We start from the raw sequence: 13,780 nt of genomic DNA, 5'->3' as shown, positions 1-13,780 counted from the left end.
CTTTTTGCTCTATCCGCGTTCATCCGCGTAAATCCGTGGCAAGAATCTTCTACCCCAAAACCGCCTGGACCCTGGCCCGCAGCGCGGGAACCACTTCCGCGTCGAACCAGGGGTTGTGCAGGAACCAGCCGGTGTTGCGTGGGCTGGGGTGGGGCAGGGGGAAGACGCGCGGGGCGTATTCGCGCCAGGCCTGCACGGTGTCGGTGAGGGTTTTCTTGCGGCGGGCGCCCAGGAAGTAGGCCTGCGCGTACTGGCCGATGGCCAGCACCAGGCCGATGTCGGGCATCAGCGGCAGCAGGCGCGGGTGCCAGGTTTGCGCGCATTCCGGGCGCGGCGGCAAATCGCCGGAGGCGCCGCGGCCGGGGTAGCAGAAACCCATGGGCACGATGGCGATGCGCGATTCGTCGTAGAACGCCGCCTTGTCCAGGCCCAGCCAGCCGCGCAGGCGCACGCCGCTGGCGTCGTCCCAGGGAATGCCGCTGCCGTGCACCAGCGTGCCCGGCGCCTGGCCCACCACCAGCAGGCGTGCCGTGGCGCTGGCGCGCAGCACCGGACGCGGGCCCAGCGGCAGCTGCGCCTCGCACAGGCGGCAGGCGCGGATGTCGGTAAGCAGCAGGTCCAGTTCGCTGGGCGCGCGGCGGTTCATGCGGGCGGCAGCACCTTGCCGGGGTTGAGGATGCCGTCGGGGTCGAACTGCGCCTTCACCGCGCGCATCAGCGCCAGCGTGGGCGGCGACAGCGAACGCGCCAGCAGTTCGCGCTTGGCCAGGCCGATGCCGTGCTCGCCCGAGACCAGGCCGCCGAGCGCGATCACTGCATCGAACACCGCCTCGAGCGCGGCGTCGGCGCGCGCGACCTGCGCGGCGTCGGCCGGGTCGTAGAGGATGTTCACGTGCAGGTTGCCGTTGCCCGCGTGGCCGAAGCAGACGATGGCCAGCGACTGCGCGGCGGCGGCGGCGCGCACCGCGGCCACCAGTTCGGGGATGCGCGAGACCGGCACCACCACGTCTTCGTTGATCTTGCCCGGCGCCAGCGTGCGCAGCGCCGGCGACAGCGCCTTGCGCGCGGCCCAGAGCTTTTCGCGCGCGGCCTCGTCGGCGGCGGCGCCGACGCCGAGGCAGCCGGGGCCCTGGGCCGCGGCGCGCAGCGCGGCTTCGGCGGCGTCGAGCACGGCTTCGTCGCCGTCGGCTTCGATCATCAGCAGGGCGCCGGCGTCGGCGGGCAGGTCGGCGCCGCCCACCTCGCGCGCCAGGCGCACGCAGTCGCCGTCCATGAACTCGAGCATCGAGGGTGTCACCGGCTGCGCCATCAGGCGCGCCACGGCGGCGGCCGCGCTTTCCACGTCGGCATAGAGCGCGCGCAGGGCGCGGCGCTTGGGAGCGAGCGGGGTGAGCCGCAGCGTGGCCTCGACGATCAGCGCCAGCGTGCCCTCCGAGCCGATGAGCAGGCGCGAGAAGTCGTAGCCGCTGGCGCCCTTGGTGGTGGCCGCGCCGAATTCCACCAGTTCGCCGGTGCCGGTGACGGCCTTGAGCGCGAGTACGTTGTCGCGGGTGGCGCCGTATTTCACCGCGCGCGGGCCACCGGCGTTGCAGGCCAGGTTGCCGCCGATGCTGCAGAAGCCGGCGCTGGTGGGGTCGGGCGGCCAGAACAGGCCATGCGGCGCCAGCGCGGACTGCAGTTCGCCGTTGAGCAGGCCGGGTTCGACCACGGCCACGCGGTCGCCGGGGCGGATGGCCAGCACGCGGTTCATGCGCTCGAACGACACGACCAGCGCATCCTCGCCGGGCACGCTGGCGCCGGTGGTGTTGGTGCCGCGGCCGCGCGCCACGATCGGCAGCCGGTGCGCACGGCACAGTCGCACGATGCCCTGCACCTGCACCGCGTCAGTGGGCAGCGCCACCGCCAGCGGCAGCCCCTGCCGCCGCGAATTGTCATACCCATACGCCAGCCGCTCGGCCGCATCCAGCAGCAGCCCACCCGGCGGCAGCAGGGCTTGCAGCGCTTCCAGCAGGTTCTTGGGCAGTTCGGCCATGGCCTCAGTCTAGGGGATTGGGGGAGAAGTTTTTTGCCACGGATTTACGCGGATGAACGCGGATAGAGCGGGAAGCAATGGGGGTCAGAGTACATTTTCGCCGCGCGGCGAAAACATACTGCTGCCCCCTACTCAAACGCTTTTGCCCTATCCGCGTTCATCCGCGTAAATCCGTGGCAAAAACCGCTCTTACAAATCATCGAGGGTGAAGGCGCCGCGGTGCCATTCGAGGCCGGCGGGAGAAGCGGCGACGATGTCGAAGCGGCAGGGCGCGTCGGCCAGGGCCGGGTGTCGCTGCAGCCAGGCGCGGGCGGCGAGGGCGATGCGGCGGCATTTGCGCCGGTCCACCGAGGCCAGGCCGCCGCCGTAGCGGTCGTCGGCGCGGTAGCGCACCTCCACGAAGGCGAGGGTGTCGCCGTCGCGCATCACCAGGTCGAGTTCGCCGAAGCGGTAGTTCACGTTGCGGGCGATAAGGCGCAGGCCCTCGCCCTCGAGCAGGCGGCGCGCGGCCTCTTCGGCCGCGTCGCCGGTGGCGCGCTTCTCAGGGCGTGCCGGCATCGGGCAGCAGCGCGCCGTCCGGCGCCGGGCGCGGGCGGCCGCCGCTGAACACGGCCCAGGCCGGCTTGCGCTGCACCTGGCCCACCGGGTCGAGCTGCAGTTCGCCGGTGGCGCCGCGCACCTGCGCGCCCGGGTCGGACACCAGCTGGTCGAGGTAACCGGCCAGGCGCCAGGCGTCCACGCCGAAGGCGAACAGGCGGGCGCCGCCGCCCTGCGCGCTGGGCAGGGTGTCGCCGATGGTGTCGGGGTCGGGCAGGCCGCCGCGCAGGCCGATCAGCCAGGGCAGCTCCGGGTACTCGATGCCGTCGAGCTCCACGTCCATGCGCAGGTTCGCGCCCGAGAGGATCAGCGAGGTGGCGAAACGCGGCACGCCCACCAGGCCGGCGGGCTCGACCTGGCTCGAGAGCAGGCGCGCCTGCGCCGCCTTCAGCGCCAGGAACAGCGCCTCGGGGCGAATTCCGGCCGTGGCCTGCTGGAGCGCCGGCACGTAGTCGGGGTTGTTCTCGTCCACGGTGACTTCGCCGACCACTTCGCCGCCGCGCTCCTTAAGGCGCTCGCGGAAGCTGGCCAGCGCGCGGCGGGCGTTTTCGTCGGCCTGGGTGACCACCAGCACGCGGCGCAGGCCGCGCTCGAGCAGGCGGTCGGCGGCGGCGACGCCCTCGTCCTCGGGCGCCAGCGCGAATGCGGCGCTGCCCGGCGGGGGCGGCATATTGCCGCGGTTGAGCGCGACCGCCGGCAGCACCAGCTGCGGCGAGCCAAACAGCGCGTTCACTTCGTCGCGGCTGAGCGGGCCGAGGATCATCTGGGCGCCGTCGGCGCTGGCCTTGGCCAGCGCGTCGGCCACGCCACCGGCGGCGCCGGTGTCGTAGAAGCGCAGCTCGGGGCGGCGGCGCTGTTCGGCGTAGTAGCCGGCCAGCACGCCGTCGCGCACCGGCGTACCGGCGGCGGCCAGCGGGCCGGTGAGCGGCAGCAGCACGGCCAGGCGCTCGGGCGGGCGGTAGCCATCGGCTTCGGCCGGCGGCAGCGTGGCGAGCCCGGGCGCCGCGGCGCCGCGGTCGTAGGGACGCGGCAGCGGCAGGCCACGCTGGCCCAGCGCGCGTCCGGCGAAGGCGTACAGCGGGTGGCCCACCGGCAGCGCGGCGCTGTTGGCCGCGAGGCTGGCGTCGGATTCGGCGGCCAGCAGGCGCTCGATGCGGCGGGCGTTGTCCACGCGTTCGCTGCGCTCGAGCCGCGCGTCGAGCCAGGCCAGCTCGCCGGCGGCTTCGAAACCGCGGCCGGCGGCCTGCAGCGCCGCGGCGCGCAGTGCGTGCCAGCGCCCGCGCAGCGCGGCCGGCACGGCGTCGCGCGGCTGGCCGAGCAGGGCGAGGGCTTCGTTGGCGCGGCCGGCTTCCACCTGCAGCTGCGCGCCGATCAGGTCGTGGCGCCAGGTGTCGCTGCCTTCGAGCCTGCGACGGTTGGACTGCGACCATGCCGCGCGCATCTGTTCGGGTTCGCCGGCCAGGCGGGCCTGTTCGGCGGCCTGCAGCCAGGCGCGGTCGCGGGCGCTGCCGCGGCCCGCTTCGGCCACCTGCGTCCAGGCCTGCGCGGCTTCCGCATGCTGGCCGGCCTCGGCCAGCTGTTCGGCGGAGCGCTGGGGGGCGCTGGGCTCGCTCTGCACCGACACGCTGGCGCAGCCGGCGGTCAGGGCGAGGGCGAGCAGCAGGGGGGCGGTTCGCAGCATGGTCGGGGTCCGGGTGGGATGCCGCGTAAGATGATACCCGGTGCACAAGGAGGGCGCGGTCATGGCGACGACACAGGCAGGGGCGCTTTACGTGGTGGCGACGCCGATCGGCAACCTGGGCGACCTGACGGCCCGCGCGCGCGCCGTGCTGGGCGAGGTGGACGCGATCTGCGCCGAGGACACCCGCCACACGCGCCAGCTGCTGGGCGCGCTCGGCATCGAGCGGCCGCTGCTGGCGCTGCATGAACACAACGAGGCCGACATGGCCTGGAAACTGGTGGAGCGCCTGAAGGCCGGCGACCGCCTGGCGCTGGTGTCCGACGCGGGCACCCCGCTGGTCAGCGACCCCGGCTACCGGCTGGTGCGCGAGGTGCGCGCGGCGGGCCTGAAGGTGGTGCCGGTGCCCGGCGCCTGCGCTGCCATCGCGGCGCTGTCGGTGGCCGGCATCCCCAGCGACCGCTTCTGCTTCGAAGGTTTCCTGCCGGCGAAATCCTCGGCCCGGCGCGAACGCCTGGCGGCGCTCTCGCGCGAACCCCGCACGCTGGTGTTCTACGAAAGCTCACACCGCATCGAGGAAAGCCTGGCCGACCTGGTGGCGATGTTCGGACCCGAACGCGAGGCGGTGCTGGCGCGTGAACTCACCAAACTGTTCGAAACGGTGCTCGGCGACACCCTGGGCGGCATCGCCGGGCAGGTGGCCGTCGACGAAAACCAGCGCAAGGGCGAATTCGTGCTGGTCGTGCGCGGCTGCGAGGACGACGGCGAAGCGAAGCTGCTCGAAGGCCAGCGGCTCTACGCCAAGCTCGCCGAGCACCTCAAGCCCTCGCTGGCCGCGAAGCTGGCGGCCGACATCAGCGGTGCGCCGCGCAAGGCGCTTTACGGGGGGGGTGAGTGAAGAAGGGAATCGCGATCCTTGCCGCGCTGCTGCTTTCGGCCTGCGCCGGCAGCCAGCGCACGCGCGTCGGCGCGGAAATGATCCTGCCGCCGATGGCGCCGCAGATGAAGATGCAGACGCAGGAACTGTTCCTGATGGCCTCGCACCTCAACCCGGACGTGCTGCCGGACTATCCCGCCGAACTGCTCGCCGACGGGCCCGAGAACGCCACCGTGTGCGCCGAGCTGGTGGTGGACGAAAACGGCGCGGTCGCATGGACGGCGCCGCTGCGCGGCGGCCCGCAGTGCCCGCCGGAAGCGCTGCCCGCGCTGGCGCCGTTCGAACGCGCGGTGGAGCAGGCGGTGCGCCGCTGGGAATTCACCGCGGCCGCCGTCTGCACCTTCCCGCCGGGCGTCGAGAAGAACGAGGACTGCGCCGGCGAGGGCGTGGTGGAAAAGGCCGTGCCGCTGCGCATGGCCTTCGTCTTCGAGTTCAGCCGCAGCGAGCGCCGGGGCCGGTTTTCCGGCACTTCCGGACGCTGAACGGCGGCGCGCCCCGGCTGTGAGACAATCCCCGGCGGCGGAGCCGGCCAAGACAGTCGCGTCGCAGCAATGCGCCGAGGAAAGTCCGGGCTCCACAGAGCAGGGTGCCAGGTAACGCCTGGGCGGCGTGAGCCGACGGAAAGTGCAACAGAAAACAAACCGCCGAACGGCCCGCAAGGGTGCGTGGTAAGGGCGAAACGGTGGGGTAAGAGCCCACCGCCCGGGGGGACAACGCCCCGGGGCACGGCAAACCCCACCCGGAGCAAGGCCAAATAGGGGTGCCATGGCATGGCTCGTGCCGCACCCGGGTTGGCTGCTTGAGGCCTGCGGTGACGCAGGTCCCAGAGGAATGACTGTCCACGACAGAACCCGGCTTAGCGGCCGGCTCCGCCACTTCCTCTCCCGTTTTTGCGCAGTCGGCCCCGGCCCGGGGCCCGGCCGGCCTGCGCCGGCGCCGGCGCCGTTCCTGGTGCCGGCTCTGCGATGTGTTTCACGCTTCCGGATCAAATCCATGTGAAACAAGCCTTGCCGAATGGTTCTTAAACAAGACTCTCAAGTATCGCGCAAGGTCTTGATCCACCTAGCGAATTTCCCCTGATTTTGTCCTTGACACCCCATGGGGGCGGGTCTAACGTGGACATCAGAGGGAAATCCGGGTTTTTCGTGGGTTTGGGTGGACAAGGACTGATCCGAAGCGATGTTCCAGGGCGAAACCGCGATCACGATCGACGACAAGGGCCGGCTGGCGATCCCGACCGCCGTCCGCGACGTCGTCGCGCGCGCCGGGAACCGGCTGGTCGTCACCTACAACCCCTACGAAACCGGCTGCCTGTGGCTCTACCCGGAAGCGGCGTGGGAAACCGTGCGCGACCAGGTGATGGCCATGCCCAACGTCAAGAAGGTCGTGCGCAACCTGCAGCTGAAGCTGGTGGGCTCGGCCACGATCGTCGAGCCCGACGGCAACGGCCGCGTGACGCTGCCGGCCAGCCACCGCCACGCCGCGGGCCTTGAAAAGAAAGCCGTGCTGCTCGGCATGGGTGGGAAGTTCGAATTGTGGAGCGAGCAGGCGCACCTCGCGCAGATCCGTCAGACCATCGGGGAAGACGAGATCAGCGAGGACATGCTCGACCTCAGGCTGTGACGGGCGTGGCCGGGATGCGGGAACAGTCGCAGCCCAGCCATCTCCCGGTGATGTACGCCCAGGTGCTGGACGGCCTGCGCGTGTTGGGGAATGGCAGGTACCTCGATGGCACCTTCGGACGCGGCGGGCATGCGCGCGGGGTGCTCGACCGGCTGGGGCCGGATGGACGGCTGTTGGTGATGGACAAGGACCCGGAAGCGATCGCCACCGCCCACGCGCTTTTCGGCGCGGACGGGCGCGTCGCCGTCTACCGCGGCTCCTTCGCCGACCTCGCCAATTGGGATGAAACCGCCCCCGGCCTGGACGGCGTGCTGTTCGACCTGGGCGTCTCCTCGCCCCAGCTCGACGTCGCCGAGCGCGGCTTCAGCTTCGGCAAGGACGGCCCGCTGGACATGCGCATGGACCCGGACTCGGGCGAAAGCGCCGCCAATTGGCTGGCCCGCGCCGACGAGCGCGAGATCGCCGACGTGCTGTGGACCTACGGCGAGGAAAAGCTCAGCCGCAAGATCGCCCGCACCATCGTTGCCCGCCGCGACGAGACCCCGCTGCTGCGCACCGCCCAGCTGGCCGAGCTGATCGCCTCGGTGGTCGGCCGCGGCGACAGCAAGATCCACCCGGCCACCCGCAGCTTCCAGGCCATCCGCATCTTCATCAACCGCGAGCTCGAAGACCTCGAGCGCGGGCTCGACGCCGCGCTGGCGCGGCTCAAGCCCGGCGGCCGGCTGGCGGTGATCAGCTTCCATTCGCTGGAAGACCGCATCGTCAAGCAGTTCATCGCCCGCCACGCCAAGGCGCCCCCGGGCAACCGCCGCATGCCGGTGGAAGTGGCGTTCACGCCCGACCTGCTCGACCTCGGCGGCGCCCAGCGCGCCACGCCGGAGGAAACCGCCAGCAACCCGCGCGCCCGCAGCGCCGTGCTGCGCGTGGCCGAAAAGCTGCCGGCGGGGGGGAGAGCATGAGCCTGCGCCACTTCCTGCTGCTGGTGCTTTCGGTGGCTGTCATCGGCAGCGCCATCGGCGTGGTCTGGTCGCGGCACCTGCACCGCCAGGCCTACATCGCGCTGAGCACGCTGGAGAACGAGCGCGACGAGCTCAACATCGAATTCGGCCGGCTGCAGCTCGAGCAGGCCACCTGGTCGGAGGCCAACCGCATCGAGCAGGTGGCCGGTGCCCGGATCGGCATGAAGTTCCCGACCGACGAAGACATCGTGGTGCTGCAGCCATGAGCGCGCGTAGCAACTACAGCCCGCGCAACCGCCTGCTGGTGGTCGGCGGCATCCTCGGCGCCTGCTTCATCGTGCTGGTGGCGCGCGCCGCGCACCTGCAGGTGATCAGCGAGGAGTTCTACCAGCAGCAGGGCGACGCCCGCTTCCTGCGCGAGATCCCCATCGCCACCTCGCGCGGCATGATCACCGACCGCAACGGCGAGCCGCTGGCGGTGTCGTCGCCGGTGGAGTCGATCTGGGCGAACCCGAAGGAGCTGCTGCAGCACCCGGACCGCCTGCCGGCCCTGGCCTCGGCGCTGAACCTGCCGCTGGACGTGCTCACCCGCCGCGTTTCCGAGCGCGCCGACAAGGAGTTCGTCTACCTCAAGCGCCACCTCAACCCGGACATCGCCGAGACCATCACCGACCTCGGCATCCCCGGCGTGTACGCGCAGCGCGAGTTCCGCCGCTTCTACCCGCACGGCGAGGTGATGGCGCACGTGCTGGGCTTCACCAACATCGACGACATCGGCCAGGAAGGCCTGGAGCTGGCGTTCAACGACTGGCTTACCGGCAAGCCGGGCAGCCAGCGCGTCATCCGCGACCGCCGCGGCCGCATCGTCGAGAACGTGGATCTGGTCGAGGCCGCCGAGCCAGGCAAGGACCTGGCGCTGTCCATCGACCGCCGCATCCAGTACCTGGCCTACCGCGAGCTCAAGGCCGCGCTGGTGGAAACCGGCGCCACCAGCGGCTCGGTGGTGGTGCTGGACGTGCCCACCGGCGAAGTACTGGCGATGGTGAACCTGCCGTCCTACAACCCGAATTCGCGCGTCGGCGCCGACGCCGAATCGCGCCGCAACCGCGCGGTCACCGACGTGGTGGAGCCGGGCTCGGTGATGAAGGCACTCACCATCGCCGCGGCGCTGGAGGCGGGCAAGTTCACCCCCGATTCGCTGATCGAGACCGCGCCGGGCTACATCTCGCTGCCGGGCGGCTATACGCCGCGCGACTTCCGCAACTACGGCACGCTCACCCTCACCGGCATCCTGACCAAGAGCTCGAACGTCGGCGCCATCAAGGTGTCCAACGAGCTCACCGCCGAGCATCAGTACGACATGTACACCCGCTTCGGCCTGGGCCAGCGCAGCGGCAGTGGCTTCCCGGGAGAGCTGGCCGGCGTGCTGCCGGCGCCGAACCGCTGGGGCCCGACCGAGAAGGCCACCATTTCCTATGGCTACGGCCTGTCGGTGACGCCGCTGCAGCTGGCGCGCGCCTACGCCGCCATCGGCAACGGCGGCCGGGTGATGGAGCCCACCTTCGTGAAGGGCGGCGCGGGCGAGGGCACGCAGATCATCGACCCGACCATCGCGAAGCAGCTGATGGGCATGCTTGAGACGGTAATTGGCCCCGAAGGCACGGCGCGGCGCGCCGCCGTGCTGGGCTACCGCGTGGCCGGCAAGACCGGCACCTCGCGCAAGGCCGCTGCTGGCGGTTACGCCGCCAAGCGCCACGTCGCGGTGTTCGTTGGCGTGGTGCCGGCCAGCCAGCCGCGTTTCGCCATGGCCGTGGTCATCCACGAGCCGCAGGGCCTGGAATACGGCGGCGGCGCGGTGGCGGCGCCGGTGTTCCACCGCGTCATGGACGGCGCGCTGCGCCTGATGGACGTGCCGCCCGACAACATCGAGCAGTGGTTCGCCGCGCAGGCCAAGGCCAAGCCGGCGGCGCCGGCCGCTGCCCCGGCCGCGCCCGCCGCGCCCGCCGCGGCACCCGCGGGAGGTGCGCCGTGACGCGCGCCATGCCCCTGCACGCGCTGCTGCGCGGCATCGCCACGCCGCCGCCGGGCTTCGACCCGGTGGTCACCGGCCTGTCCGCCGACAGCCGCGCGCTGCGCACCGGCGACGCCTTCGTCGCGCTCGCGGGTGCCAGCACGCACGGCCTGCGCCATGCCGGCCAAGCCGAAGCCGCCGGCGCCAGCGTCATCCTGTTCGAAGCCCCGGCGCCGGAAGGCCAGGCGCTGCCGGCCAACGCGGTCGAAGTGCCGGGCCTGCGCGGCCACCAGGGCGAACTGGCCGACCGTTTCTACGACGCGCCCTCGCGTTCGGTGCAGCTGGTGGGCGTCACCGGCACCAACGGCAAGACCTCCACCGTGCAGCTGCTGGCGCAGGCGCTGAGCCTGGCCGGCGCCACCGCCGGCAGCATCGGGACCCTGGGCGCCGGCCTGCATGGCCGCGTGGTGCCGGGCGAGCGCACCACGCCCGACGTGATCGCCGTGCACCGCCTGCTGGCGGAAATGCGCGACCAGGGCGCGACCCACGTGGCCATGGAAGTGTCCTCGCACGCGCTCGAGCAGGGCCGCGTGGACGCCGTGGCCTTCCGGGTGGCGGTGTTCACCAACCTCACCCGCGACCACCTCGACTTCCACGGCACCATGGAAGCCTACGGCGCCGCCAAGGCCAGACTGTTCGCCTGGCCGACGCTGCAGGCCATGGTGGTGAACCTGGACGACCCCTTCGGCGCCCGCCTGGGCCTGGATGCCCGCGGCGTGCGCCGTATCGGCGTGAGCGCGCGCGGCGCGGCCGACGCCACGCTGCGTGCCGAAGACGTGGTGCTCGCGCCGGAAGGCCTGCGTTTCGTCCTGGCCGAAGCCGGCGAACGCCACGCCGTAGCTTCGCCGCTGCTGGGCCGCTTCAACGTGGACAACCTGCTGGCCGTGGCCGGCACGCTGCGCGCCCTGGGCTGGTCGCTGGCCGACGTGGCGGCGATGCTGCCGCGGCTGTCGCCGGTGGGTGGCCGCATGAGCCGCGTCGGCGGTGAAAACGGCCGGCCGCTGGTGGTGGTGGATTACGCGCACACCCCGGACGCGCTGCAGCAGGCCCTGGCCGGGCTGCGCGAACACACCCCGGGCCGCCTCACCTGCGTGTTCGGCTGCGGCGGCGAACGCGATGCCGGCAAGCGCCCGCTGATGGCGGCCATCGCCCAGGCCGGCGCCGACCGCGTGGTGGTCACCGACGACAACCCGCGCGGCGAGGATGGCGACGCCATCGTCGCCGGCATCCTGGCCGGTTTCAGCCGCCGCGACGCCGTCACCGTGCAGCGCGACCGCGCGCTCGCCATCGCCGAGGCGCTCAATGGCGCCGGCGCGGGCGACGTGGTCCTGGTGGCCGGCAAGGGCCACGAGCCTTACCAGGAAGTGGCCGGCGTGAAGCACCCGTTCGACGACCTGCAGGTGGCGCGCGCCCTGCTGGAGCGTGCGCCGTGAGGCCGCTGATGCTCTCGCAGGTGGCCCGCTGGGTCGAAGGCCGCCACCTCGGCGCCGACGTGGAGATCCGTTCGGTCAGCACCGACACCCGCACGCTGGGCCCCGGCAGCCTGTTCGTGGCCCTGCGCGGCGAGCGCCACGACGGCCACGCGCACGCCGAACAGGCCATGGCCAACGGCGCCGTGGCGCTGCTGGTGCACCGCGAAGTGGACTGCCCGCTGCCGCAGGTGTTGTGCGCCGACACCCAGGACGCGCTCGGCGAACTCGCCGCCGGCGTGCAGCAGGGCCGCCCGGCGGTGGTGGTGGCGCTCACCGGCAGCAACGGCAAGACCTCGGTGAAGACCTTGGTGCTGTCCATCCTCTCGCGCGCCGGCCTGGCCTACGCCAACCCGGGCAACCGCAACAATGAGATCGGCCTGCCGCTCGCGGTGCTGGACGCGCCGGAAGACGCGCGTTTCGCCATCTACGAAATGGGCGCCGGCCAGCCGGGCGACATCGCCTACCTGGCCTCCATCGCCCCGCCGCAGGTGGCGCTGGTGAACAACATCATGCCGGCGCACATCGAGCGCATGGGCAGCCTGCTGGGCATCGCCGAGACCAAGGGCGCCATCTACGAGGCGCTGCCCGACGACGGCGTGGCGGTGGTCAACGCCGACGACGCCTTCGCGCCCTGGTTCCTGCAGCGCATCGGCGGCCGTCGCGTGCTGCGCTTCGGCCTGGAGAACGACGCCGAGCTGCGCGCCAGCGCCATCCGCCTGTCGCCCGAATCCTCGGCCTTCCGCCTGCACACCCCGGCCGGCGACGCCGACGTGGTGCTGCCGCTGGCCGGCCGCCACAGCGTGATGAACGCACTCGCCGCGGCGGGCCTGGCGCTGGGCGCCGGCGCGACCCTGCAGCACGTGGTCGAAGGCCTGCAGTCGGCGCCCGCGGTGCCGGGCCGGCAGGTGCCCCACCGCCTGACGAACGGCGTGGTGCTGGTGGACGACAGCTACAACGCCAACCCGGGTTCGGTGGGTGCGGCCATCGCCGCGCTGGCCGAGGCGGGCGGCGAGGCCTGGCTGGTGCTGGGCGACATGATGGAGCTGGGCGAGGGCGCCGCCGTGCTGCACGCCGAAGTGGGCGAACGCGCGCGCCGCGCCGGCCTGAAGCGGCTGTGGACGGTGGGCGCGCTCAGCGCCGAGGCCAGCCGCGCCTTCGGCGACGGCGCCGCGCATTTCAAGGACCAGGCCGGCCTGCTGGCCGCGCTGGGGCCGGCGCTGCGCGCCGCCCCGGCCGGGCTGCGCTGCCTGGTGAAGGGTTCGCGCTCGAGCGCGATGGACAAGGTGGTGGCCGCGCTGCTGGCCGCCGACCGGCAAGGAGGCGCCACCGATGCTGCTTGAACTCGCCCGCTGGCTGTACGAGATGGGCTGGATGCCGCCGCTGTTCGGCTACATCACCTTCCGGGCCATCCTGGGCGCGCTGACGGCGCTGCTGCTCTCGCTGTGGCTGGGCCCGCGCGTGATCGCGCGGCTGGCCAAGCTCAAGGGCGGCCAGCCGATCCGCACCGACGGCCCGCAGTCGCACTTCTCCAAGGCCGGCACGCCCACCATGGGCGGCGCGCTGATCCTGCTCACCATCACGCTCTCGACCCTGCTCTGGGCCGACCTGCGCAACCGCTACGTCTGGGTGCTGCTGGCGGTGATGGTGGCCTTCGGCGCCATCGGCTGGCTCGACGACTGGATCAAGATCGTGCGCCGCGACCCGAACGGCCTGAAGTCGCGGCACAAGTACGCGCTGCAGTCGCTGTTCGGCCTGGTGGCGGCGCTGGTGCTGTATTTCACCGCCGACCACGCCAACAACACCACGCTGTTCCTGCCGCTGCTCAAGGACGTGGCCATCCCGCTGGGCGGCCTGTTCGTGGTGCTGGCCTACTTCTGGATCGTCGGCTTCTCGAACGCCGTGAACCTGACCGACGGCCTGGACGGCCTGGCCATCATGCCGACGGTGCTGGTGGCGGCGGCGCTGGGCATCTTCGCCTACGCCTCGGGCAACGCGGTGTTCTCGCAGTACCTGCAGATCCCGGCCATACCGGGCGCCGGCGAGATCACCATCTTCTGCGCGGCCATCGCCGGCGCCGGCCTGGGCTTCCTGTGGTTCAACACCTACCCGGCCATGGTGTTCATGGGCGACATCGGCGCGCTGGCGCTGGGCGCCGTGCTCGGCACCATCGCCGTGATCGTGCGCCAGGAAGCCATCCTGGTGCTGATGGGCGGCATCTTCGTGATCGAGACGCTGTCGGTGATGATCCAGGTCGCCAGCTTCAAGCTCACCGGCAAGCGCGTGTTCCGCATGGCGCCCATCCACCACCACTTCGAGCTCAAGGGCTGGCCGGAGCCGCGCGTGATCGTGCGCTTCTGGATCATCTCGGTGATGCTCGTGCTGGTCGGCCTCGCCACCCTGAAGGTGCGCTGA

General features: G+C 72.0%; 13 protein-coding genes and 1 other RNA gene. 10 read left to right on the top strand and 4 right to left on the bottom strand.

All coding sequences use genetic code 11. The annotated features are described in order from the left end of the window. Positions 1 to 49: 49 nt before the first annotated feature. The 4 genes from ACE3Q2_RS02165 to ACE3Q2_RS02150 form a co-directional block, all read right to left on the bottom strand. Positions 50 to 646: a uracil-DNA glycosylase family protein gene (locus ACE3Q2_RS02165; RefSeq protein WP_374472409.1), complete on the bottom strand. Its 597-nt coding sequence runs from the start codon at positions 644 to 646 to the stop codon at positions 50 to 52. Then, complete coding sequence (locus ACE3Q2_RS02160; protein WP_374472407.1) at positions 643 to 2,031, bottom strand: FAD-binding oxidoreductase; 1,389 nt, start codon at positions 2,029 to 2,031, stop codon at positions 643 to 645. The genes ACE3Q2_RS02165 and ACE3Q2_RS02160 overlap by 4 nt, the downstream gene beginning before the upstream one ends. Before the next feature lie 189 nt (positions 2,032 to 2,220). Beyond that, complete coding sequence (locus ACE3Q2_RS02155) at positions 2,221 to 2,589, bottom strand: YraN family protein (RefSeq protein ID WP_374472405.1); 369 nt, start codon at positions 2,587 to 2,589, stop codon at positions 2,221 to 2,223. Continuing rightward, positions 2,573 to 4,309 (bottom strand): penicillin-binding protein activator, encoded by a 1,737-nt coding sequence (locus tag ACE3Q2_RS02150; RefSeq protein WP_374472403.1) that lies wholly within the window; start codon positions 4,307 to 4,309, stop codon positions 2,573 to 2,575. The genes ACE3Q2_RS02155 and ACE3Q2_RS02150 overlap by 17 nt, the downstream gene beginning before the upstream one ends. A gap of 61 nt (positions 4,310 to 4,370) precedes the next feature. Here ACE3Q2_RS02150 and rsmI point away from each other — a divergent pair, with 61 nt between their 5' ends. The 10 genes from rsmI (at position 4,371) to mraY (ending at position 13,780) form a co-directional block, all read left to right on the top strand. Next, entirely contained in the window at positions 4,371 to 5,204 is an 834-nt protein-coding gene (rsmI, locus tag ACE3Q2_RS02145) for a 16S rRNA (cytidine(1402)-2'-O)-methyltransferase (RefSeq protein WP_374472401.1), read from the top strand. After that, positions 5,201 to 5,725 carry a hypothetical protein gene (locus tag ACE3Q2_RS02140; protein WP_374472399.1) on the top strand — a complete coding sequence of 175 codons (525 nt, stop codon included), beginning with the start codon at positions 5,201 to 5,203 and terminating at the stop codon, positions 5,723 to 5,725. The genes rsmI and ACE3Q2_RS02140 overlap by 4 nt, the downstream gene beginning before the upstream one ends. A gap of 39 nt (positions 5,726 to 5,764) precedes the next feature. Further along, an RNA gene (gene rnpB, locus ACE3Q2_RS02135) (RNase P RNA component class A) lies at positions 5,765 to 6,118 on the top strand. A gap of 304 nt (positions 6,119 to 6,422) precedes the next feature. Continuing rightward, positions 6,423 to 6,866: a division/cell wall cluster transcriptional repressor MraZ gene (mraZ, locus tag ACE3Q2_RS02130; protein ID WP_043804759.1), complete on the top strand. Its 444-nt coding sequence runs from the start codon at positions 6,423 to 6,425 to the stop codon at positions 6,864 to 6,866. A 14-nt stretch (positions 6,867 to 6,880) separates the two neighbouring features. Continuing rightward, entirely contained in the window at positions 6,881 to 7,825 is a 945-nt protein-coding gene (rsmH, locus tag ACE3Q2_RS02125; RefSeq protein ID WP_374472541.1) for a 16S rRNA (cytosine(1402)-N(4))-methyltransferase RsmH, read from the top strand. A 2-nt stretch (positions 7,826 to 7,827) separates the two neighbouring features. Beyond that, on the top strand, positions 7,828 to 8,091 hold the full coding sequence (ftsL, locus tag ACE3Q2_RS02120) for a cell division protein FtsL (RefSeq protein ID WP_374472538.1): 264 nt from the start codon (positions 7,828 to 7,830) through the stop codon (positions 8,089 to 8,091). Next, positions 8,088 to 9,857 carry a peptidoglycan D,D-transpeptidase FtsI family protein gene (locus ACE3Q2_RS02115; RefSeq protein ID WP_374472396.1) on the top strand — a complete coding sequence of 590 codons (1,770 nt, stop codon included), beginning with the start codon at positions 8,088 to 8,090 and terminating at the stop codon, positions 9,855 to 9,857. Before ftsL ends, ACE3Q2_RS02115 begins: the two co-directional genes overlap by 4 nt. Continuing rightward, entirely contained in the window at positions 9,854 to 11,329 is a 1,476-nt protein-coding gene (locus ACE3Q2_RS02110) for a UDP-N-acetylmuramoyl-L-alanyl-D-glutamate--2,6-diaminopimelate ligase (RefSeq protein WP_374472394.1), read from the top strand. The genes ACE3Q2_RS02115 and ACE3Q2_RS02110 overlap by 4 nt, the downstream gene beginning before the upstream one ends. Beyond that, the gene (gene murF, locus ACE3Q2_RS02105; protein WP_374472391.1) at positions 11,326 to 12,708 is read left to right on the top strand and encodes a UDP-N-acetylmuramoyl-tripeptide--D-alanyl-D-alanine ligase; all 1,383 of its coding nucleotides are present in this window, start codon (positions 11,326 to 11,328) and stop codon (positions 12,706 to 12,708) included. Before ACE3Q2_RS02110 ends, murF begins: the two co-directional genes overlap by 4 nt. Next, positions 12,698 to 13,780 (top strand): phospho-N-acetylmuramoyl-pentapeptide-transferase, encoded by a 1,083-nt coding sequence (mraY, locus tag ACE3Q2_RS02100; RefSeq protein ID WP_231695566.1) that lies wholly within the window; start codon positions 12,698 to 12,700, stop codon positions 13,778 to 13,780. Before murF ends, mraY begins: the two co-directional genes overlap by 11 nt.

Source organism: Arenimonas sp. (assembly GCF_041913985.1).
Lineage (GTDB): Bacteria > Pseudomonadota > Gammaproteobacteria > Xanthomonadales > Xanthomonadaceae > Arenimonas.
This window is presented reverse-complemented; position numbering and strand designations above follow the sequence as displayed.